Genomic DNA, 23,138 nt, shown 5'->3' with positions numbered 1-23,138 from the left:
ACCAAAGCCTCTGCTGTGAGCAGTTTTCATGTTATTTGGTGACTCTTGTTGAAACGCCCGCTTCTCTTGCCTTTGCTGCTCGCGTTGGGTGCTTCCTTTGGTTTAACGGGTTGCGTCTCTGCAACAGCGCCCACCACCTACCAGTTACAGTGGGCTGCCCCTGCTCCTGCGCTGCGCTCTATGACAGGAACCGCTGTCTTATTGGGGCCAGTAATGCTTCCCGACTACCTGAAACATCCCACTCTGATACAACGCCAAAACGATGGCAGTCTCAGCTTAGATTCGACCGCACGCTGGGCCGGTAGTTTGCAAGATAATGTGGATCGCGTGCTGCTACATCAACTGGCGGGCTATCTCAACAGCAGCCGCTTAGTATTTTATACCGATCGCCAAGGTTTTAAACACGATATACAAGCCCAAGTACGCATTGATCGCTTTGACTCAGGCCCACAACAAGCGGCTGTTTTAGAGGCTCAGTGGCATTTAGTGGATGCCCAAGGAGCCCAAAAAGCCAACCGCATTGTACGGCTCCAAGAAAAACACGGCCCCACCCTTGCCGACCAAGTGCAAGCCCAAAGCCAGCTCTTACAAAAGTTGGCTGAGCAACTGGCACGCGATATTCAGTGGACGGTTTTAGAGGCCGAAGCCTCGACTAAAACCCGAGAGACTAGCGCTAAACCTAAAACCACCATCGTCAAAAAGCGCGATACTGAGGACAAAGAGGCTAACGCTAATAAGCCGGCCAACAATGCCCCCGTTCCGGTGCGCACCGATATGGAGGTATTTCGTTTTTAACCCGCGCTTTAACCCATAGCTCCGAGCAAAGCACTCCGCTGACGGCCTAGCAACTCCAAATAAGGATCTTGTAAGCGCTCTACGCAGTAAGCCCCCTTGGGATTAGCAGCGGGATATAAACGTGCCCGTTGGCGAATCAAAGACTCCTGAGCTACATCTGGAGCTAACAACAGCAAATTATGGCTGTGCCGCATCAAGTCTAAAGTCGTTTGTACCACCCGATTTAAGACTAAATCGCTCTGAGTTTTCCCCATCAACTCACCGCTGGATACACGTCCTAGGGCCAAGTGAAGGGTCAGCGTCCGTTTCGGCTCTCCCAACACCGACAGCAGATGATCGGTCAAACTGCGCAATAGCTCGCTACAGCACAGCGCATGGGTTAGGTATCCTTGAGTCAGATCGTGCTCATAACCATGAAACAGCAACAGGCTGGAGCCATCCACCAAATGGTGTAATTCCGCTCGATACAGGCGCGCCACCTGTGCCAACTGATTCCGGTAATGCTGTTGGAATCCTTGCAGGCGATTTAGTGGAATACCCTCAAGCTGTTCCGCGCTACCCAGTTGGATGGCCAGCACCAAACTACAGCTCGGCTTTGTTTGAGGTTGGGCTATAGCTTGCTCACTTAAAACCAGCCCCGGAGGTAGCGTAGTCACCACCGGCTCAGAGCCGGGAACAACGGGAGGACTCCAGCTATCAGGCTCTGTCAGTATCGACGACTTGGACTCCTCTTCTTCTTGAGGGAAATGGTCTTTAATCTGCTGAAACAGCCCGCCCAGTTCATCCTGATGCACGCGAGGGAAAGGCCGACTGGGGTCATCCAACCACTGGCGCATCTGCTTAATAGGTACCGAGACCTGCCGTCCCAAACGGATACTCAGGATTAAGATCACGACCAATAATGCTAAGGCAAACATCGCTAAATTGCGCTGATTTTGCAGAGATGGTTGCTGAAACTGGTTCATATCCAGTGCCACAAACAAACGACCGGCGGACGCATTTTGGATCATCAGGGGCATGGCGTATTGTCCTACCACCTCCCCTGAACGATTGGCTCGCGGCTTATGCCCCGCCTCTGCCAACACCCGACCATCAACGCTCTGAATTCCGGCGTAGGCTACTAGGGGATTTTGCACCAAATTATTCAGCAAAACGTGCAAACTCAGGCTGTCATTAACCGCCAATAGGGTCGTGGCTGAGTAGGCGGTTTGTACCACTAAGCTTTGGCCCACAGCATCCGTATGTTCTTGCATGGCTTGGCGTAGCTGAAAGCTGGCAGCCACTACACACAAAGCTAGCGCAGCTCCCACCAACAACAGAGTATGCACAACAACGCGCAACACGATGGGCGTGCGTCTTAGGGTTAAAACTTGGTACAAAACGAGGAAAAAATTATCGGATTTCACGGGGGCTGGCCGAGACACGGAGGGCGGCTCTTTAAAGTGGAATTGTTGTCCAGTATATAACTTGCGGCCCCAAGCGGGCAAAATACAGCGCTATCTCTTCCAGTTCTCTTATCATGGCTGGAATTCCCTTGTGCTCAGTGTAGGAGAAACCGTCTTGCGCGAAATCGTGCTGATTAACATCACCGGAGAAGACCGCCCCGGACTGACGGCTGCTATTACGGGCGTATTAGCCCAAGGTAAAGCCAATATCCTCGATATTGGTCAAGCGGTGATCCACGATACCCTGTCTTTTGGCATTCTGGTGGAAATCCCCGAAACCCTGGAAGCCTCATCAGCACTCAAAGAGGTGCTGTTCACGGCCTATAAACTCGACCAACAAGTACGCTTTACCCCAGTGTCCGAAGCCGATTATCAACATTGGGTTGAAGGACAGGGTAAAGCTCGACACATCGTCACTCTGTTAGCGCGGCGCGTAACCGCTGAACATTTACATCGGGTCAGTGCTATTACGGCCCAATACGGCTTGAACATCGACCGTATTGATCGCTTGTCAGGACGCATTTCGCTGGATGCTCCAGTGGATCGAGCTAAAGGCTGTATCGAACTGTCGGTGCGCGGTGAACCCGAAGACCCTACAGCTTTGCGAGCAGAGTTTTTACGTATAGGCCAAGAACTGGACATCGACATTGCCTTCCAACGCGACACCCTATTCCGGCGTAACCGTCGGCTGGCCGTGTTCGATATGGACTCGACCCTGATCGAAGCCGAAGTGATTGATGAGCTGGCCAAGGTAGCAGGCGTAGGGGAGCAAGTTTCCGCCATTACCGAGCGCGCCATGCGGGGTGAGCTGGATTTTCGCGCCAGTTTCCGTGAGCGTTTAGCTTTACTTAAGGGGTTGCCCGAATCCGTACTTCAAGAAGTCGCACTCCGGCTTCCGCTTACGGAAGGGGCGGAACTGCTGTTTACTGAACTCAAACGCCTAGGCTATAAAACGGCCATTTTATCCGGTGGATTCAGTTATTTTGCCCACCAATTGCAACAAAAACTGGGCATTGATTATGTCTTTGCCAACGAATTACAAATTGACCAGGGACGACTTACCGGCGTTGCCGTAGAGCCTATTGTAGATGCTCAACGCAAAGCCGATTTGCTGCGCGAATTGGCCAAGCGCGAAGGCCTGAGCCTTGAGCAAACTATTGCCGTCGGTGACGGTGCAAACGATTTACCCATGTTAGGGCTAGCAGGCTTAGGGGTTGCCTTCCGGGCTAAACCCCTAGTCAAGCAGTCCGCCAAACAGGCCATTTCAACCTTGGGCCTAGATGGCATTCTGTACTTGTTAGGCTACCGTGACCCTGAAGATAGCGAGTAGTCAAACAGCCTTACAGAATCTTCCATAAAGAATCAAAATCTTCCGCCTTAGGAGCAGCCTTAGGCTCTGGTATCAGAGTACTGGGTTGCTCCATGCGTGGCGCTTCTAGCAACCGGTACTCGAACAGGTTATAGCTAAAAGTCCCCGAATGACGACGGGTCAACAAAGCCTGCCGTTCTTGCCTATCCTGCAAAACCGCCACCTTCTGCCCCTCCTGAAAGGGCAGCAAAGGAGCCAACAATAAAGGCGGCTGCTGAGTTGCTGTATTTTCCGACAACAATAAAGCGCGCAGATGCTGGCTATTTTCTCGACCTTGTTGGATTAACTGCACCGCACAGGGCTGTGCTTGAGCGGACAGCAGTTGAACCCCCATTTGGGTTTGTCCTTCTGGAGCCAAGTAGATCCAACGTACCACTGCCAACATCCATCCCACGTCAGCAGACGAATGTAGACCTAATAACTCACCTACTTGTAGCTGTTCAGGGGGCGTTGCCGACCAAGATAAGCAGTATCCCCCCATACTTTGGTTGACTATCTCAACGTCAAACTCAGGGTAAGCAGCGACGCTTTTTTTCCCTAAATCCAATACCTTGGACTGATCAGAGGGTTTACTGCTAGCCGTCTGCCAAGGATCGCTATGTTCAGAGGATTGACCTCCAGAGGGCACGGCTCCCCAAGGATCCAAATGCAGCCCTCCAGCCTCACCAAAGTGGCTACTCGCCTCTAAGATTTGTTCTGAGGGGTTGAGCAGCTCATTAAAAGGGCGCTTCCCAGCCAGATAATAGTGTACGGCTGTCATACCTAAACACAGGCTTAAACGTCCCTGAGCGGCAATGCGTTGTGCTTTGCGCTCAGCCACTTGGCTCCAAGCCAGATACAGCCCCTGAAGTACATCTAAGCTAACGGTTTCGATACCGGCTAAAGCTACGGCAAGAGATTTTTTCTGTCCCTTAGGTTCTAAGTGACTTTGCAAAGCCTCGGTCAGAGGGAGCGTATCCAAGCCTAATAGGCTAGATAGCTCAGCATGCTGGACGAGCACTCGGTGGCGGGGTGGAGCATCCACCTGAGTGTCAATAATGAATAAACTCCCTAATGCAGAAGCTTTTTGCAGTCTAGTCAGGGCACTCCAAGACTCTAAGGTTTCCCCTAAAACGCCCAAGGTACGACGACGTAAGTGGTTACCGTTGGCAATCCCTAGCAGTAGAGAGGCGGTATAGGCCTGCTCAATACTCTGGCTTTCCGTATAACGCATCAGTTGATCTTTAATCTTCTGATGCTGAACACCCTCTTGTAGGGCCAGCACGTAAAGCTGGTGCACATCTAACCACAGGCCTTTGGGTGGAGGCCCATAGAGCTGCATAGAACGAATCAATGCCGTATACAAAGTATGCAATGCACGCTGTAACGCGGTTGCAAAAATCTGGCCGCGTTCTTTAGGTTTGGCATCGGCTAGAACTTGCTTATAACCAACAGCCAAGTAACTTTGCATCGTCAAGCATAAAGTAGCCACTTTGTGTGCTTTCGCTTCCAAGACTACGGGCTGATCTAGGAAGTAACGCTCCAAAAACCGACTGGCACTTTGTACTTCAACCCGAAACAGCTCCAACAGGGCCAAACGATTGGCCGCTGTTGTCTGTAACTGATTTAATTCGACCAGTCCTTGGTACAGCAGCCGCGCAGTTTCACCCAAGTTCGCTTTGGGTAAAGTGTCTAGCCACTTTTGCACGGAATTGGGTGTAGCGTCACAAAATGTCAGGCTCTTTTGTGTTGGGGTAAGAACCTGCATTAGGGATGATAAAAGCGGTTGCGTATCCACAGCCTGAGCTCCGAACCTATAATTCATGGGTTGTCTCAGCCAAGCTCAAAGGGATGCAACGAGATTAAATAGCCGATCATCACGCTGTCCTTGCATGCCCCAAGGCTTCGCCCATGCGCACCGGGCTTTGTGGTTTTAATCCTTCACACCAAGTCACAACCTCTGGCCCAAACAGCAGGATTACGGTTGATCCTAGGCGGAAATGCCCTAACTCAGCACCCTTGTCCAACTGAATGGGATAGGGGGCAGGTTGATCATAACAAAAGCGCTTCAGGATACGTTTAGGAGGTGTAACCAGTCCAGCCCAAACCGTTTCGATACTCGCCACAATCATGGCTCCTACCAACACAACGGCCATTGGGCCTTGGTCTGTATCGAAGATGCACACGACTCGCTCATTGCGCGCAAACAAGCCAGGTACAGATTCAACTGTCGTCTGATTGACGGAAAATAAGCGGCCAGGAATGTAAATCATCTCGCGCAAACGGCCAGCCAACGGCATATGCACCCGATGATAATCTTTTGGCGAGAGGTACAGCGTAGCAAAGCTGCCGCCCATAAAGGGTTCAGCTCGCTGTAAATCACCACCCAACAAATCAATCAAACTAAAGTGATGTCCTTTAGCCTGAAAAATACGGCCTTGAGTAATGCTGCCTAGCTGACTGACCTGACCATCACAAGGGCTCAGTAACCCATGTTCCTCTGTGCTCAGAGGGCGCGCTTGATCTTTTAACGCACGGGTGAAAAAGGCATTGAAATCTGCATAACCTTCGGGAGCCTCAATCCGCGCCTCACTCAGATCAATCTGAAAACGACGCATAAAGGCCCGAATCAGCAAGTTTTTGAGCCAAGGTATTCGAGTTTCAGCCAAACATCCTACAGCACGCGACACTAAATGATGGGGCAATAGATATTGGCTAAACACAAAAAAGCGTTTTTTCATGGGGTAGGTTTTATTCATGATGCGATAGGGGTGTCGCTCATATTACCCCATTCCCCCCAAGAACCTGCGTAGGCTTTCACACGCGGATACCCCAAGGCTTTAGCGACCAAGTAAGTAAAGCCTGAACGATGATGGGTTTGGCAGTGAGTAATGACTTCTTTATCAGGCGTGATGCCCAATTGCTCCAGTTGCTGAGCAATATCAGAGCGAATACGTAAGGCCCGTTGCTTATCCATGCCCGCCGTCCACTCAAAATTAACCGCTCCGGGGATGTGCCCACCCCGCGCTGCCAGTACTTTTTCGCCCGAGTACTCCTGGGGAGAACGTGCATCCCAAATCGCCAGATCCGAAGCCCCAAGACGGCTTTTGAGGTAGTCACAACTAGCGGTAGGCTCTGGATGAATCTTCAAGGCTACAGGAGCTAATCGGCTAGATGGAACCTCTTGGCTCAGAGGATAACCCTCGGCCTGCCACGCCAGTAATCCGCCGTTCAGATAGTGGTATTTAGTATGGCCAATTACATCCAATAACCAAATAAAACGCCCCGCCCAACCACCTCCTTCATCGTCGTACACCACATATTCGGCTTGATCGTGATGGCCCAAGGCGGAAAACAGTGCCTCTAAAGCGGCAAGCTCTGGCAGCGCACCGGGAGCAGGCGGCTGTCCACGCTGGGTCTGTTTAGGATCGACAAAACTTGCTCCCGGGATATGCCCTTCGTGATAACGAGCCACGCTGGTCAGATCTACCAAGATTAAGTCTGGAGCATCCAATACCTTGATCAGCTCAACGGGCTCGATAACCAAAGGTAGATCGGACAGGGTGGACATGGAGGAACCTCTATTCAGTCAGGGTATTGAGAGTGTAGCGAAAAACTCCTTAGGGTTCGTACTTCGTGTAATAGCCCAAGGCTTTTTCAAAACATTGCATGGTTTTCGCAAATACCTGTATCAGGCGCTCATCCAAAGCAGCTCCTGTGCGATCAGCTACCAATAACATGACCGTTTTATTAAGGCTTACCACCTGTATCAACAAATGCTGGCTATCGAATAAGGATTTAATAGCACCCGGTAACAGCTCAAGCACTCGGGCGCTGTGTTCGGCTGTCAGATATAACTGGCGAGGGTGCTGCAACAGGTTTTGCACTAAAGGACTGTGGGCCGGGTCTAGCTGTAAAAACTTGGCTTCACTGGCCAAACCGGCACTTTGTCGTGTCACTAAAAGATTGCGCTTGGCATCCAATTGTAAAATAACCAGCCGCTGAACCCCTGCACTCAACAAAGCCTCCTGCACCTTAGCCGACAACTGCAAAATATTGGCAAAGGGACTGGGGTTGCTAAGTAGCTCAGCACAGGCTGCTTTCCAACGCTGAATCGAGGTAAGCTCCTCAGGCACAGATTGAACGGTTTTTGCTGTAGAACTTGGGTATTCCACCCCACTAAAACGGTCAGTCCAAGGCCATATCAGCGCTTGGGCCGGGTGCCAAAGTCCGGACAAAGCCTGTTGTTGAGCACTGAGTACCGCCTGCTGGTGTATCCGTTGCTGCAAGGTAGGTAAAGGCATTTCCACATAGAGCGCCGCTAAACGTTGCCAGCGCAACATTTGAACCGAACCCCATCCATGATGGGCCATCGTTGCTAAGGTGTTAGCCAACAGTGGCGTATTTTCAGGCTGAGTCAACCAACGCCGCAGTTCTGGATCAGCATCCAAGTTTTGTTGCTGATCCAGAGGATTTTCGTCATTTTGCGCAATGCGTAAGGCCTTTACCAAAAAACGCTGATCCTGATTCACGATGCGATAGCAACGCACAGTCCAATGGGGTAGTCGCCAATGCTCGGCCAGTCCTTGGCACAGGGTTAATACGGGCAACCCTAAAAGCTGGGTTTCATCAGCGCGAGAAGATACTGCTCGCTCCAAGGTAGAGCGCTCCCAAATACGAAATAGTTTGGGATAAGCACAAATAATCACCCATAAAGGAGCCATAAACAGCAGGGTATTCCAATAAACCTCTTGCCAGATTCGCGCTAGGCGGGCTGAAAACAGCCCATTGGCTTGTTGGCAGGCATGTTGACTGATCAACAGCACCTGAAAAAAAGGCCAGTTATCTTCATTCAACTCCACTACCGGGATTTTGTTGAGCAGCTCATGGGCTCGTTGCATGCCTAATCGAGTCAGGGCTGCCTCAAGGGTTTCGGCTCGATCTTCTTGACTGTACCCCTTAGTGTTTGCCTCCCGCATAATACTGAGCGTCAAAGCGGGAATTGCTTGCAGTTGCTGGGCAATCTCTCGCAATGAATACTGGGTATTATTGCCCAGTGCCTGACGCGCTTTTTGGACATCAGAAGCCAATGCAGGTAGCTGTACGGCATCCAATGTATTAATCCAATCCTGAAGATTATTGGGAAGTGGGGGCAAAGGAGACATACTGCAACACCATGCTAGCTTTTCAGCGGGATGCCCTTTAGTCTGGCTCAAAATATCCTCTAGCATGAAGTATTGTTTGAGCCCTCACACAGATTTTATGGTTCCGGCCCTGATGAACCTGTCTTGATCTCCGATATGGAATTCAGTAAATGGCCAAAATTATCGGCATTATTGTGGTATTCGCTTCAGTTCTGGGTGGTTATGTGTTGTCTCACGGCCAAATAGCGGCCCTGATTCAACCCTTTGAAGTCTTAATCATCGGTGGTGCTGCCTTGGGCGCTTTTTTACAAGCCAACCCCGGTAGTACCTTTATGCAGGTGTTCAAAAAATCACTGAAGATGTTTGGACATCGCTTTACCCATACCTTTTATTTAGAAGTCTTAAAGCTGCTCTATGAAATTCTAAATAAAAGCCGCCGCGAAGGCATGATGGCTATTGAAGCGGACATTGAAGATCCCAAATCCAGCCCAATTTTCAGTAAATACCCCGGCCTGCTACAAGACGAGCGCATGACCGCCTACATATGCGACTACTTGCGTATTATGTCCTCCGGCAACATGGCTCCCCACGAGCTAGAAGGCTTGTTTGATATGGAGCTGGCCAGCCTTAAAGAAGAGTTGGAGCACCCAGCCCACGCCGTTACCCGTGTTGCCGATGGCTTACCCGGCTTTGGTATTGTGGCTGCGGTGCTCGGCATTGTGATTACGATGGCGCTCTTAGGTCAGGTTGAGCAACGCGAGCTGGGCGTTCACGTAGCAGCGGCCCTCGTGGGCACCTTTTTAGGGATTTTGGCGGCTTATGGCTTTTTCGGGCCTTTGGGCACCAGCTTGGAACATGACGCTAAAGAAGAGCTCAACGTCTATGAAGCCATCAAGGCTAGTTTAGTGGCTTCCGCATCCGGTATGCCTCCCACCTTAGCGGTCGAATTTGGACGCAAGGTTTTATTCCCAGCCCATCGCCCCTCTTTCAGTGAACTTGAACAAGCGATGCGCGGTGGCTAGCAGCTATGGATAACAATCAACCGATTATCATCAAGCGCGTTAAGCGCTATGCGGCGGGCCACCACGGTGGCGCATGGAAGATCGCTTTTGCTGACTTTGCTACCGCTATGATGGCGTTCTTTTTGGTGCTCTGGTTGTTGGCCTCTGCTACACCGGAGCAACTTAAAGCCATCTCAGGTTATTTCCAAGACCCTGTGGGGTTTAGCGAAGGCGGCAGCCCCTATGCGGTTGATCTGGGGGGAACACCCACGGTTGCGCCTGATAAAACCTTAAATCCTAAAATCGACACGCCGGATATCACCCCACCCACCCCACAGGAAATACAAGCACAACAAGCCGAAGCCATTGCCGAAAAACTGGAGCAAGAGCGCTTAGAACTGCTGCTGCAAGAACTGCAAAATAAGGTGGAAGAGGATCCTGAACTGAATAAATTCAAGGATCAAATCCAGATGGATATCACACCTGATGGTTTGCGCATTCAGATCCGGGATGCGGAAAACCGGCCTATGTTTGCCCTAGGCAGCGCTCAGTTACAGCCTTATTTCGAAGATATTCTGTTAGCCATGACGGGCACGCTGCGCTCTGTGCCGAATAAGGTCAGCCTCAGTGGTCATACGGATGCTAAGCCCTATGCCAAAAATGCCAGCTTTGGGAACTGGGAACTGTCCAGTAACCGGGCTAACGCCGCACGGCGGGCCTTAGTCATCGGTGGCTATCCTGAAGAGCAAGTAGCCCGAGTTGTGGGTTATGGTTCTACGGCCCTGTTTGACCGTAAAGCCCCGTTAAACCCTGTTAATCGGCGCATTGAGATCTTAGTACTGACCAAAAAAGCTCAACGCTCCATCGAGGACAGCCAGTCTGCTAATCCAGGCCAAACCGAGCGCAAAACCAACCCAGCCGACCCGCTTTCGACTGAGGAGCTGCGTAAGCGCACCAACCTTTTTGAAAGCGGGGTTTTGCAATCCCCAGAGCTAGGTAATTCCAGATAACGGCTGAGCTAGCCTGCCCCTCAATAGGAGGTATTGACGGGCAGGCTGTGAATGATCGCCCTGTAGCTTTCCATCCGTTTCGGGTCAATGTGACCTTCCGCCAATGCCCCCAGCAGAGCACAACCAGGCTCATGCTGATGCTGGCAGTCACGAAACCGACAACGCCCCAACCAAGGCCGAAACTCCACAAAGCCCTCGGTCACAATCTGGCGGTCAATGTGGCTTAGGGCAAACTCGCGGATACCCGGTGAGTCAATCAAGTCACCGCCTTCTGGGAAATGAAACAAGCGCGCCGTAGTGGTGGTATGGGTTCCTTTGCCGCTGAACTCCGACAAAGCGCCCACCGGAGTCTGTACCTCAGGCAATAACTGATTGACCAGTGAAGACTTACCCACTCCCGACTGCCCCACAAATACACTGATACAACCTTTTAAGCTCTGCTGTAGTTGATCTAAGCCCGTCCTAGACTGAGCCGAGACCGACAACACGGCATAACCTAAGCTTTGATAAACCGAAAGCAGCGCCTCTAAGGAGGCTTGATTATCTTCCGTTACCAAATCGGCTTTATTGAACACCAATAAAGGTCGTATGCCTGCATGCTCTGCCGCCACTAAATAGCGATCAATTAGGTTGGCGTGGGGTTCTGGCAAGGGCGCAACCACGATCAGAATTTGATCCACATTAGCAGCCACAGGCTTTAATTGGCCACGAGGATCAGGACGGCATAATTCTGAATGGCGCGGAAGTTGGGCTACCACTACGCCATCGCCCTGATGACCGGGCCGCCACACCACATAGTCACCTGTCACTAAAGCGGGCAAGTTGGCCCTAAGGTGACAGCGAATCCTCTGCCCCTTCAACTCGCCCTCACAGGCTTCTACCTCAATTTGCACCCCGAAGTGGGCGATCACTAAACCTTTTTGCTCCGGGCCAAGATCACCGCCCTCTAAAGCTTCCAAGGTTTTATGTTCCCGACGAGCGGCACGGGCAGCACGTTCTTCTTGAATCTTATTAATGCGCCAGTTTTGGCGACGGCTTAGTTGACGTTTCATAGGATTTAGGGGGCAGCAACCATAGTATTTAGCACCGTCAATAAAGCCCCTGTTTCTGCATCAGGTTCCCCATCAAAGCGGGCGGGTCGGTAACGCATCTGAAAGGCAGCCAATACGGCGCGCGTTTCCTTATCCAAAATACCGTGTTGGGGCACTTTGTAACCGAAGCGGCTTAAGGACTCTTGATACCAGCGCACACTCGGCAGTTGGTGGCTAAAACGCTGTTGCCACTCACTGACCTGAGCTGGAGCGGGCCAAGGGATCAAGCCTGCCTCAGCCAAACGCTTCCACGGAAATAATGGCCCCGGGTCCACCTTACGTGCGGGTGCAATATCGCTGTGCGCCACAATAGCCCCCGGTTTCAGTCGGTGGCGCGCCATGATGTCTTTTAACAGTACAATCAGATGCTCAATCTGTTCCTCAGGGAAAGGATACCAAAGGCGCTGTCCTGCCCCATCCATCTGATAGCCCAAATTCACCAACTCAATACCAATGCTACTGGAGTTTAGCCAAGTACGGCCCTGCCAAAAACTGTCCCCCGCGTGCCAAGCCCGCCGCTGTTCATCGACCAGTTGATAGACCTTGGCCGGGTGATCTGAAATCAAGTAGTGACTACTGACCTGCCCTTTAGTCAGGGTGGCCAAGGAGGTAGGAAAATCCCCTGAGGTGTAGTGCAGAACTATAAATTGCACTCGGCTGTCTTGCCCCATAGCTTGATACTGGGTATCAATCTGCAATCTATCTTGACCACAGCCTGTGAGTCCAAGGAGCCCTATACAGGTGAGAAGAGCTAAAGCTTTACTGATGTTCAATGCGGTTGCGTCCAGAGTTTTTGGCTCGATACAGTGCCTGATCGGCCTGCTCAAAAATTTCTTCAGTGGAATGATCCGCTGTAAAGCCCGTAACCCCAATGGAAACCGTGATTTGCAGTCGCTCTCCTTTAAAGTGGAAGGGGCATTCCTCGGTACTTTGGCGTAGGCGCTCCAACAGGGTTAAACCAGCCTCTAAGTCCGTATTAGGTAATAACAATACGAACTCCTCTCCACCGTAACGGGCCAGAAAATCACTGGAGCGTATCTGCTCTTGCCAGCGCCCCGCTAATATTTTCAATACGCGATCTCCAGCCAAGTGCCCAAAGCTGTCGTTGATGTTTTTGAAATGATCCACATCCAAGACGGCTAACAACAGGGAACTAGCGTTGTGCTTCCAGCGTTGGATCTCATGCTCCAGCCGGTCGTTAAGGGCAGCCCGGTTGGGTAAGCCGGTCAACACATCAAACTGAGCTTTGCGTTGTTGTTCTTCCAGATGGCCCTGTAACTCTGAGGACAGAGACTCCATGCTGATGAGGCGTTCACTAAGCTGAGTGAGGGAAGCCTCTAGCTGCTGTTCGTTTTCTTGGCACTGGCGCTGATAGCTATCAATGGCCGAAACAATGCTTTCTAAACGCTCCTCGACCAGTAACTTCAGGCTGGGTAAATCCGTGGCTTGCTCCACACTGGTTTGCAGACCCTCAACCTGCTGCCGCAAACAGGAGTCAAATGCTACTGTGGCTTGACTGGTTTGCGAGCGCCCCAACTGTACCTGATTTAGGCTGTCTTGCATGATTGCCAGCCGATCATTGAGTTGCTTGAGGTAGTCTTCAAATTGGCGATCAAATAGGGGCAAGGCATGCAGGAGGCAGGCTAAATCCTCAAGCACCGTTACCAGTTCATACCAATTCAGCCCGTTTTTTATCCGCCGTCTTAGCACGTCTGCCTGTGCTTGCCAGTGATCGACTAAGCACAGATTGTCCAGTAACCCTAATAAAATGTGCTCAATTTGATCCGCTAATAAGCTATAGGGTGGGGACTCAGCCAGAGTATCAGTGGGTGAGAGGTCGCCAGCCGGAGTATCGGTACTGACCGCTGTTTCAGGCATTGAAGCGGGCAAGGGTTGAGCTGTTTCAGCTAAAGGCTCTGGGGCAGAATCATCTCTAGGGATTAGTGGCCCAGTAGGTGTGCTTTCTGCCTCTATTTCCCGTTGCTGCGCAGGCAACCTCAAAGATGGAATAGAAACAGCCGCTAGCTCAGGCTCAGAATTAACCTCTTTCTCCAGTAAGGGCTCTAAAGCAACTGCTGGAGGGGCTACATCTGCCGGGGGCTGCACAAATGGCTCTATAGGCTTAGGCTCTAGGGGAGCTGGGGTTAGTTGCTGCTCAGGCTGTGGGGTTTCTGGCTCAGTGACATCCGGCTTAACCGAGGCAAGCTCTGGCTCAGAAACGGCTGTGCTGGGGGCAACCGCAACCGAGGTCGTATCAACCACCTTTTTAGGCTGAGATGAGCTACGCCACCACGGGAAACCAAACAATCGCTGCCAAAAGCCCCTTTGCTCTTTAGCCGCTGCCGACTGCTGCGCCTGTGGTGCTTTTTTAGCAGGCTCTGGGGTTGGTAATAGCGCTTGGCGTTGCAATGACTCTAACTCTTGCAACAGGCTTTGTAGCTCAGACCACTGCCCTACCCGCTCATCCAAACGCTTAGGAAAGTGCTTAAGCGCTTTACGCAGCTCACGAGGAGCTGGATTAGTCTGCTGTAATTGTGCCGCCAATTGGTGCAAGGATTGGCTGATGTGCTGGATTCGATCCTGCCGTTGTTGGTCAAACTCCAGCAAGGCTTTTTCTAAACGTGGAGTGATCTCCTCCAAAAAGCGCTCGAAATGATCCTTGTGCAGTGCCTTACGCAAGTCTTGCAGGCACTCATCCAAACCCTGACTTTGTCCCTCGGCGGCCATGCTGGTACGGGTCAAGCTGCGCCGTAATACATCCATACGGCTATTCCACTGGGCTTCTGACTCTTCCTGTTGCTGGAGGCTATCCAGATATTTTTCTTTCCAATAATTCGCATCACCCGTCATCTGAACAGACCTTTAATTAACAGGGAGAATAAGCGGTTAAAGATTCTGGTAAACCAATTTCCACGGCCACAGGTAGATGATCGGAAATAGGATGAGGCAAAACTTCAGCCTGTTTCAGCACCAAACCGGGGCTAAGCAAAATATGATCTAAGTTACGCTTAGGCCGCCAACTAGGGAAGGTGGCCAAAATGCTTGGGGGCTGCCAATTGAGCTCTTTTAACGGCGAGTGCTCCAATAAATCTTTGGCATGAGTGTTCATATCCCCCATTAAAATTCTTTGTGGATAGGGAGCGATTAAGTCCCGGATATAAGCCAACTGCCGATTACGCTCACGCGCTCCCAATGCCAGATGCATCATGACCACTACCAAAGCCTGAGTGGGATGACCAAAGCGTAATAAAATAGCCCCGCGTCCCGGCACACCAGGCAGACTGTGGTCTTCCAAACACTCTGGCTGAAAACGGCTCAAGACTCCGTTACTGTGCTGAGCTAAGGGAGCTAAGTTGCGATTAAGCTGCTGATACCAATAGGGAAAGTGGCCCAAGCGGGCCAAATGCTCCACTTGGTTGATATGGCCTGAGCGCAAGCTACCGCCGTCTACTTCCTGCAAAGCCACTAAATCATATTGGTGTAGTAACTCACCAATGCGTTGCAAATTCTGTATCCGTCCACTGTGGGGCAGTAAATGCTGCCAACTGCGGGTGAGATAGTGCCCGTAATGCCGCGTATTAATCCCCACCTGAATGTTAAAACTGAGTAAGCGCAGGCAGTCGACGGCACGACTACCCTGCGCATTTAGGCCACAGTCTGGGTTAACCCGAGTCTGTACCTGACGAACCGACTGTCCAAAGTTCCAGCGACCAAACATGAAGGGGGTCTCAACGGGCCTGCCGCTCTTGCTCAATTAACTGATCAGCCAATTGCAAAATCTTCTCTGGCCCACCGGCTAAACCTAAATCTAAGCGATATTTCCCATTGACGATCAAGGCTGGAACACCCGTGGCTTTGTAGCTAAATACCTGCTTACGGGTTTGCTCCATACGGCTTTTCACCGCAAAGGAGTCAAAGGTCTTTAAAAATAAGGCGGAATCAATGCCTTGGCCTGCCAAAAAGCTGGCCATTTCTTCAGGGGTTGCCAGTTTGAGGCCTTTTTGATGCATCGCCGCAAAAATCGCTTCATGCACCTTAGGTTCTACACCCATAGCTTCCAGGGTTAAAAACAGTTGACCATGCACATCCCAGAGGCGGCCAAATAAGGCTGGAAGCCGGCGAAACACTACGTCAGAAGGCAGCTTCTGTACCCAAGGATTCAGGCTTGGCTCAAACTCATAACAGTGGGGGCAGCCGTACCAAAACAGCTCAACCACCTCAATTTTCCCAGGCTCAACACTCACAGGAACCTCTGGTTTGAGCTCAGCATAGTGCTCACCCGCTTTAAATGCATCTTGAGCATAAGCACTCATCCCTCCAAACCAAGCCGTTGCTGCCAACAAGATGCTGGATACCAGTGTACGCATAGGGAATTCCTTACTCCAAGGTAGAAGATGGGTGTTTGAACCGAGTAAATCAGACCACAGTGTACGAATTCTAAACCGCGCTGCCGAGCCCTATTCAGACCAGATACCTACCAAAGCATTTAGTCTCCAAAGGCTACAATCTTTAGGTCTGCTCGTTTTTGGTGCGCAGATAAAAAACCTAGGAAGCATGTGGGCTTTATCTAAGATTTGATACTCTTGGCACACACAGTATCCCTCTTAGGATGCTGTGCACGATTTTTTACAAAAAGCCCCATTCTGGGCCGCTGGCATAACAATTGCTCTCTTGTGAGGCACGTTGCAAAAGCGGATCATTAGAGCCCGGTTTTATCCGCCTTTCAGAAGCATGGCCAGCAACAGCTACGACCTGGAGAACATAATGTCGAAGTCGCTTCAACTGATCCAACAACACGACGTGAAGTGGGTTGATCTGCGCTTTACCGATACCAAAGGCAAACAACAGCACGTGACCATGCCGGCCCGTGATGTCGATGATGACTTCTTCGAATTCGGCAAAATGTTCGACGGCTCTTCCATCCATGGCTGGAAAGGCATCGAAGCTTCCGACATGATCCTGATGCCGGACGACAGCACTGCGGTGATTGATCCCTTCACCGAAGAGCCTACTCTGATCATCGTTTGCGACATCATCGAGCCGAGCACCATGCAAGGCTACGACCGCGATCCGCGCGCCATCGCTCGTCGCGCTGAAGAGTACCTGAAGTCCACCGGTATCGGTGACACTGCGTTCTTCGGCCCAGAGCCTGAATTTTTCATCTTCGACGAAGTGAAGTTCAAGTCCGACATCTCCGGCTCCATGTTCAAAATCTTCTCTGAACAAGCCGCTTGGAACACGGATGCTGACATCGAAAGCGGCAACAAAGGCCACCGTCCCGGTGTGAAAGGCGGTTACTTCCCCGTTCCGCCGGTTGACCACGACCACGAAATCCGTACTGCCATGTGTAACGCACTGGAAGAGATGGGTCTGAAGGTCGAGGTTCACCACCACGAAGTAGCCACTGCCGGCCAAAACGAAATCGGCGTGAGCTTCAACACTCTGGTAGCCAAGGCTGACGAAGTACAAACGCTGAAATACTGCGTCCACAACGTCGCTGATGCCTACGGCAAAACCGTAACCTTCATGCCTAAGCCTCTGTACGGCGATAACGGCTCTGGCATGCACGTGCACATGTCCATCTCCAAAGATGGCAAGAACACCTTTGCTGGCGAAGGCTATGCCGGTCTGTCCGACACCGCTCTGTACTTCATCGGCGGTATCATCAAGCACGGTAAGGCTCTGAACGGTTTCACCAACCCTTCGACCAACTCCTACAAGCGTCTGGTTCCCGGCTTTGAAGCTCCGGTAATGCTGGCCTACTCGGCCCGTAACCGTTCCGCTTCCATCCGTATTCCATACGTCAACAGCCCTAAAGCCCGTCGTATCGAAGCGCGCTTCCCCGATCCGGCTGCCAACCCCTACCTGGCTTTCGCTGCTCTGCTGATGGCCGGTCTGGACGGTATCCAGAACAAGATTCACCCCGGCGATGCAGCGGACAAAAACCTGTACGACCTGCCTCCAGAAGAAGCGGCCAACATTCCTCAAGTCTGCGGCAGCCTGAAAGAGGCTCTGGAAGAACTGGATAAAGGCCGTGCCTTCCTGACCAAAGGCGGCGTGTTCTCTGACGATTTCATCAATGCCTACATCGAGCTGAAATCCGAAGAAGAAATCAAAGTCCGTACCTTTGTTCACCCGCTGGAATACGATCTGTACTACAGCGTCTGATGCCCTAGCCTTACCGGGCTGCATCCAAAAAACCCGTGCCAAAAGCGCGGGTTTTTGCGTTCCATCCGCCATTAATCAGTAGCCGTACTCCAGTCAATCATCCCTAATTGCCAAGTCACCAAAATCAGTATGCCAAAGGCGATGCGATACCAGGCAAATAGGGCATAACTGTGCCTGCTGATAAAGTGCAGCAAAGCCCGTACTGCAATCATGGCAAATACAAAAGACGCAATCAGCCCAAGGGCGAATACCGGAATATCACTCAATTGGAAAAGACTTCGGTATTTATAGCCTGAATAAACGGCAGCTCCCAACATCGTGGGCATAGCCAGAAAAAAGGAAAACTCTGTGGCAGCCTTACGCGACAAACCAAACACCAACCCGCCGATGATGGTAGAACCAGAGCGGGAAGTGCCCGGAATTAACGCCAAACACTGGGCCAAGCCGATTTTAAGGGCCAATGACCAATGCACCTCATCCACTGACTCGGCTCGAATGGAATGCGGACGACGCTCTGCCCACAGCATAATCAGGCCACCAACTACTAAGGCCGTCGCCACTGTTATGGGATTAAACAGATACTGATGGATCAAGTCAGCAAACAACAATCCCAATACCACCGCTGGGCAAAATGCAATCAATATGTTCAGGGCAAAATGCCTTGCCTGTGGGTCTTTGGGCAAACCTTGGGTAATGCTGAAAATCTTGCCTCGATATTCCCACATCAGCGCCAAAATGGCCCCCAACTGAATAATGATATTGAAGGCATAGGCTCTATCCCCAGCAAAATCCAACAGGTCAGCCACAATAATTTGATGTCCTGTACTGGATACGGGCAAAAACTCAGTCAAGCCCTCAACAATCCCCAAAATAAGGGCCTGCATAGCAACCCAGAAATCCATCAATACACTCCCGTCTTCTAATAGGCTGTTTGGGTGGTTAGTGCTGCTAACACCCTTTGCATCAACACTTTCGCTTTAAGAGATCAAACATGCAACCGAGTCCAAGTGCAGTATTCTATAACTGGTTACTTTAAAGTCTCTGTGTAGTGAGGCGCGCAATGTATTGAATCTAATGGCTCTGCATCTGCCATTAAGATCGCTCGTGCAGGATGCAATCCGGTAATACAACCACACCATCGACCCGGAATAGGCGAACCCTATGAATCAACTACGCAAATTTCCTATTAATAGTCGCCTATGGCTGGCTCAGATACTCGTATTCCTTATGTTACTGGCCCTAGGATTGCAGGTCAGTATCCAAGAAAAAAACGCCATGTATGCGGCCAAAGAAGAAAAAAACCGCCACGTTGTTGAAACCGCCATAGGGATTTTAGAGCACTTTCATCGCCTAGAAACATCAGGAGCACTGACCCAGACAGCCGCCCAAAAAGCCGCCTTAGAACAAGTACGCACCTTACGTTATGGAGCTGATGATTACTTTTGGATTAACGATCAAGGGCCCACCATGATCATGCATCCGATACGCCCTGAGCTAGAAGGTAAAGACTTAAGTGCGGTGAAAGACCCTTCGGGTAAAGCCTTATTCAACGACATGGTCAGCTTGGTACGCCAACATAATGCCGGGAGCCTTCCCTATCTTTGGGCTAAACCTGGACATGAATACCCAGAACCTAAAATCTCCTATGTGCAACTGTTTAAACCTTGGGGCTGGATTTTAGGTACCGGTATTTACGTTGACGATGTTGAGCAGGAATTTAAAAACTATCTACTGCAATATTTTTTAATCAGTCTGCTGTTATTCCTAATCACTGCCAGCCTTATGACCCTCATCAGCCGCAGCATCACTCAGCCCTTACATAATACTACGGTGGCTATGGCTAATATTGCCAGCGGAGATGCCGACCTTACGCATCAGTTGGATGAGGGTGGAGGCGACGAATTAGCGATTCTTAGCCGCCATTTCAATCAATTTACCCGCAATCTACGCAGCATGATCCAACAGCTATCGGACTCAGCAAACACGCTGGGCGTTTCGTCACGATCACTCTCAGCGCTGGCCGAACAAACCTACCAACAAAGCCAGAAGCAAGCCCAGCAAATCGACTTAGTAGCCACTGCCATCAACGAAGTGACCTACTCAGTACAAGAGGTGGCCAAAAACGCAGAGCAAGCCTCAACTGAGGTGAAATCAGCAGAACAACAGGCCTTGCAAGGCCAACGAAACATTGATAACAGCCTAAAACAAATTGAGCATCTGTCTCAACGCATCACCCAGTCCGTTGAGGCGATGCGCTCTCTGGCCGACCAAAGTACGCAAATTGGCAGTGTGGTCGAAGTTATTGGCTCCATTGCCGAACAAACCAACCTACTAGCCTTAAACGCTGCTATTGAGGCGGCGCGCGCGGGTGACCAAGGACGTGGATTTGCAGTAGTAGCCGATGAAGTGCGCCTGCTCGCCCAAAGAACACAAAAATCAACCGCTGAAATACAGGCCATGATCGAACAGTTACAACAAAATGCCAGTGTTGCTGTTCAAGTAATACAAGAAAGCCATCAAGCCATGCAGTTGACCGTAGAACAAGCCAGCCAAGCAGGGGAAAGTTTGGCTGGAATTACAGAAACTACCAAAAAACTGGCTCTAGTCAATGCATCCATAGCCAGCGCTACGCTACAACAAACCCATGTTGCTGAGGACATCAATCAAAACATAACCCTAACCGCCGACTTAGCCCAGCAAGGAACCAACACGGCTGAACAATCCAATGAAGCCAGTAAGCACTTAGGTGCTTTGGCCGATGCCTTAAGTCAGCTATTAAAACGTTTTAGGGTTTAGATTCGCCGCCACAACGGCACAAATACATACAATACGCATTAATATATGAAAAAAATTAGCCCTAAGTTAGTCCCTACCTAGGAGCTATTCGCATTTTGTAATCCCAAACGAGGAGCACGACCATGCACTACGTTACGCCCGATTTGTGTGATGCCTACCCTGAACTGATCCAAGTCGTTGATCCTATGTTCAGCAATTTTGGAGGCAAAGACTCTTTCGGCGGCCAGATCGTCACCGTTAAGTGCTTTGAAGATAACTCCAAGGTTAAGGAGCTGGTTGACCAACCTGGCGCCGGAAAAGTTATGGTAGTAGATGGTGGCGGCTCCCTACGCCGCGCATTATTAGGAGACATGCTGGCGGAAAAAGCCGCCAAAAATGGCTGGGAAGGTATTGTGGTTTATGGTTGTGTGCGTGATGTAGACGTACTGGCCCAAACGAATTTAGGCATCCAAGCCTTAGCCAGTCACCCACTCAAAACCGACAAACGCGGAATCGGTGACATTGACGTTCCCGTTACTTTTTGTGGTGTTAGCTTCCACCCCGGCGAATACCTATACGCGGATAATAACGGCATTATTGTATCGCCTGAACCACTCAATATGCCGGAATAAAAAGCACTCCACCCCAAAAATGGAACTTATACGCAAGTTACCCGGTCTATGACTGGAAATGGCTAATCAATCGGCTATGCTAATAAAGAATTTGGAAACTTTAGCAACAAGTAAAAATACACTAAATAACCCTTTAGCTTTGGTTTACTTGTTGTAAGTTATAGGTACTATAAGCCCGCCGACTTCGCTCGACAGAAGTTGCTTTAAATACTCCACATAAGGGGAATGCAATGAACACTGTTTTGAAACTTTCCGCTCTGGGTCTGGCCGCTGTTCTGGCAACAGGTTGCAGCAGCGGCCTGACTAAAGAAGAAATCGATCCACGTCTGAGCGCTGCTGATGACGCTGCTGCTCGTGCTCAATCCCGCGCTGATGATGCTTACAGCCGCGCTGATGAAGCTATGGCTGCTGCTCAAAAAGCTCAGCAAACTGCTGACGAAGCCAATGAGCGCGCTCTGCGTATGCTGGAACGTGCCAGCCGCAAATAATTCTTTATTTGCGTAATAAAAAGCCGACTCTTAGGGGTCGGCTTTTATTTTTAGGCGCACTATAAATCTGTCTGTGTTATCTGTACGTCTGAAGCTGGGCCATTATTCGGTGCCTTATCTACGGACTCACAGCATCCATCTGATGCCCCTGTTGTTAATGCTTGAGCAATCAGAATGGCATTATTTAAGTTTTGTAAACTATCATCAACAGACCCGAGCCCACTCCTTAGCGGCTACAGCCATTAGCCATTACGGCTTAGCTGACCGACTATCGTGCTGTGTACGCTCGAAAACATACAGATGATTGGGCTCACCCACCACATAAATACGACCTGTATTATCTATGGCTAAGCCTTCTGCTTGACGTATTCCCCGCTCCAACCCACTAAACCCGGCCAACAAGCGCATAAAACTGCGCGGCTTGCCTTGCTGATCTAGCTCTAGGATGGCATGAGACTCATCAGACAGTAACAACAGATGTCCGGTACGCGCATCAAAGGTTACTGAAGATAAATCTCGTACGATCAACGAATGAGCTGATATCTGCTCGGTCAACACCAAAGGAGCATCTTGGGTTGGTAATACCGCATGCAGCAAAGCTATAGGATCGCGCTCTTTGGCAAACACTAAGCGACTTTGTACCGAGTCCCAGCCTAACCCCTCAAACCCTTTATTGGCCGCATCGGCAAATCCCAAATCAAAGCTAGGCACATGATTCATGTCTAAGCTTTCTGCTTTTAAAGCATCTTGTGCAACCAAAAAAAGCCGACGGCGACGCTCATCCACAATCCCGATCAGCCCACTGGGTAACACCTCTATACCCTCTGGATCGGATAGATTTTGTAAGTTTGTCCGGCGCAATACAGCACCTTGCAAACTCAACTCGACCAATGCGGCCGTGGGGCCAGTTACGGCAAACAAGCTATTGGTTTGCGGGCTCCAGCTCAGCCCTGAGAGTTCGTCTTTAGCTGGTAAAGAAATATCGGTTTCGTATACCAAACGATAGTCCGGCAACCACACACTTTGGGCCCGAGTCTTGGCATCGGTTTGCTGTTCCTGCCAAGCGAGCAAAACTTGCTTATCCCAGCGAAAGATAAGCGTTGCAGCCACCAATAAAGCAATTAAAACCACACACACAATCAAGCTGGTTATACCAACCCAACCTAGGCCACGGGTACTGGAAGAGGACATAGGAGCGCTCACACAATTAAATCTTTTTAGAGTAAGCGCCCCATCTTAAT

General features: G+C 50.6%; 20 protein-coding genes. 8 read left to right on the top strand and 12 right to left on the bottom strand.

All coding sequences use genetic code 11. The features are described from left to right. Window positions 1-48: 48 nt before the first annotated feature. Window positions 49-795, top strand: coding sequence for a PqiC family protein (locus LX59_RS08075; RefSeq protein WP_144571342.1), 747 nt, complete (start codon window positions 49-51; stop codon window positions 793-795). Window positions 796-803: 8 nt separating this feature from the next. On the opposite strand, the gene LX59_RS08070 is transcribed toward LX59_RS08075, so the two are convergent. Next, window positions 804-2,219 (bottom strand): histidine kinase, encoded by a 1,416-nt coding sequence (locus LX59_RS08070; protein ID WP_144571341.1) that lies wholly within the window; start codon window positions 2,217-2,219, stop codon window positions 804-806. A 136-nt stretch (window positions 2,220-2,355) separates the two neighbouring features. Between LX59_RS08070 and serB the strand changes: the two genes are divergently transcribed. Then, a complete protein-coding gene (serB, locus tag LX59_RS08065) occupies window positions 2,356-3,570 on the top strand; it encodes a phosphoserine phosphatase SerB (protein WP_144571492.1) in 1,215 nt (404 codons plus the stop codon). A 10-nt stretch (window positions 3,571-3,580) separates the two neighbouring features. Here the strand turns inward: serB and LX59_RS08060 are convergent, their stop codons facing one another. From LX59_RS08060 to LX59_RS08045, 4 genes are all read right to left on the bottom strand, one after another. Next, complete coding sequence (locus LX59_RS08060; RefSeq protein WP_144571340.1) at window positions 3,581-5,296, bottom strand: molecular chaperone; 1,716 nt, start codon at window positions 5,294-5,296, stop codon at window positions 3,581-3,583. A gap of 169 nt (window positions 5,297-5,465) precedes the next feature. After that, window positions 5,466-6,329: an archaetidylserine decarboxylase gene (gene asd / locus LX59_RS08055; RefSeq protein ID WP_144571491.1), complete on the bottom strand. Its 864-nt coding sequence runs from the start codon at window positions 6,327-6,329 to the stop codon at window positions 5,466-5,468. Window positions 6,330-6,343: 14 nt separating this feature from the next. Next, window positions 6,344-7,159 (bottom strand): rhodanese-like domain-containing protein, encoded by an 816-nt coding sequence (locus LX59_RS08050; RefSeq protein ID WP_144571339.1) that lies wholly within the window; start codon window positions 7,157-7,159, stop codon window positions 6,344-6,346. 49 nt (window positions 7,160-7,208) lie between these two features. After that, on the bottom strand, window positions 7,209-8,753 hold the full coding sequence (locus LX59_RS08045) for an HDOD domain-containing protein (protein ID WP_170234351.1): 1,545 nt from the start codon (window positions 8,751-8,753) through the stop codon (window positions 7,209-7,211). A 149-nt stretch (window positions 8,754-8,902) separates the two neighbouring features. Between LX59_RS08045 and motA the strand changes: the two genes are divergently transcribed. Next, entirely contained in the window at window positions 8,903-9,754 is an 852-nt protein-coding gene (gene motA, locus LX59_RS08040) for a flagellar motor stator protein MotA (protein WP_144571337.1), read from the top strand. Between the two features lie 5 nt (window positions 9,755-9,759). Continuing rightward, entirely contained in the window at window positions 9,760-10,743 is a 984-nt protein-coding gene (motB, locus tag LX59_RS08035) for a flagellar motor protein MotB (protein WP_144571336.1), read from the top strand. A 20-nt stretch (window positions 10,744-10,763) separates the two neighbouring features. Here the strand turns inward: motB and rsgA are convergent, their stop codons facing one another. The 5 genes from rsgA to LX59_RS08010 all read right to left on the bottom strand — a co-directional run bounded on the left by rsgA (window position 10,764) and on the right by LX59_RS08010 (window position 16,201). Continuing rightward, window positions 10,764-11,795: a small ribosomal subunit biogenesis GTPase RsgA gene (gene rsgA / locus LX59_RS08030; RefSeq protein ID WP_144571335.1), complete on the bottom strand. Its 1,032-nt coding sequence runs from the start codon at window positions 11,793-11,795 to the stop codon at window positions 10,764-10,766. A 5-nt stretch (window positions 11,796-11,800) separates the two neighbouring features. Further along, window positions 11,801-12,505, bottom strand: coding sequence for an N-acetylmuramoyl-L-alanine amidase (locus LX59_RS08025; protein WP_144571490.1), 705 nt, complete (start codon window positions 12,503-12,505; stop codon window positions 11,801-11,803). Window positions 12,506-12,593: 88 nt separating this feature from the next. Further along, entirely contained in the window at window positions 12,594-14,684 is a 2,091-nt protein-coding gene (locus tag LX59_RS08020) for a GGDEF domain-containing protein (RefSeq protein WP_144571334.1), read from the bottom strand. A 16-nt stretch (window positions 14,685-14,700) separates the two neighbouring features. Then, entirely contained in the window at window positions 14,701-15,552 is an 852-nt protein-coding gene (locus tag LX59_RS08015; protein WP_144571333.1) for an endonuclease/exonuclease/phosphatase family protein, read from the bottom strand. 10 nt (window positions 15,553-15,562) lie between these two features. Then, window positions 15,563-16,201: a thiol:disulfide interchange protein DsbA/DsbL gene (locus tag LX59_RS08010; protein WP_144571332.1), complete on the bottom strand. Its 639-nt coding sequence runs from the start codon at window positions 16,199-16,201 to the stop codon at window positions 15,563-15,565. Between the two features lie 397 nt (window positions 16,202-16,598). Between LX59_RS08010 and glnA the strand changes: the two genes are divergently transcribed. After that, window positions 16,599-18,002: a glutamate--ammonia ligase gene (glnA, locus tag LX59_RS08005; RefSeq protein ID WP_144571331.1), complete on the top strand. Its 1,404-nt coding sequence runs from the start codon at window positions 16,599-16,601 to the stop codon at window positions 18,000-18,002. Window positions 18,003-18,073: 71 nt separating this feature from the next. Here glnA and LX59_RS08000 read toward each other — a convergent pair whose 3' ends face one another. Continuing rightward, window positions 18,074-18,904, bottom strand: a complete 831-nt coding sequence (locus tag LX59_RS08000; protein WP_144571330.1) for an undecaprenyl-diphosphate phosphatase — start codon at window positions 18,902-18,904, stop codon at window positions 18,074-18,076. Between the two features lie 259 nt (window positions 18,905-19,163). Between LX59_RS08000 and LX59_RS07995 the strand changes: the two genes are divergently transcribed. The 3 genes from LX59_RS07995 to LX59_RS07985 all read left to right on the top strand — a co-directional run bounded on the left by LX59_RS07995 (window position 19,164) and on the right by LX59_RS07985 (window position 21,897). Further along, window positions 19,164-20,798 (top strand): methyl-accepting chemotaxis protein, encoded by a 1,635-nt coding sequence (locus LX59_RS07995; RefSeq protein WP_144571329.1) that lies wholly within the window; start codon window positions 19,164-19,166, stop codon window positions 20,796-20,798. 122 nt (window positions 20,799-20,920) lie between these two features. Continuing rightward, complete coding sequence (gene rraA / locus LX59_RS07990) at window positions 20,921-21,409, top strand: ribonuclease E activity regulator RraA (RefSeq protein WP_144571328.1); 489 nt, start codon at window positions 20,921-20,923, stop codon at window positions 21,407-21,409. Between the two features lie 230 nt (window positions 21,410-21,639). Beyond that, window positions 21,640-21,897 carry an Lpp/OprI family alanine-zipper lipoprotein gene (locus tag LX59_RS07985; protein WP_144571327.1) on the top strand — a complete coding sequence of 86 codons (258 nt, stop codon included), beginning with the start codon at window positions 21,640-21,642 and terminating at the stop codon, window positions 21,895-21,897. A gap of 249 nt (window positions 21,898-22,146) precedes the next feature. Here LX59_RS07985 and LX59_RS07980 read toward each other — a convergent pair whose 3' ends face one another. Continuing rightward, complete coding sequence (locus LX59_RS07980) at window positions 22,147-23,088, bottom strand: SdiA-regulated domain-containing protein (protein WP_144571326.1); 942 nt, start codon at window positions 23,086-23,088, stop codon at window positions 22,147-22,149. Between the last annotated feature and the right edge of the window lie 50 nt (window positions 23,089-23,138).

This window comes from Azomonas agilis, assembly GCF_007830255.1.
Taxonomy (GTDB): domain Bacteria; phylum Pseudomonadota; class Gammaproteobacteria; order Pseudomonadales; family Pseudomonadaceae; genus Azomonas; species Azomonas agilis.
This window is presented reverse-complemented; position numbering and strand designations above follow the sequence as displayed.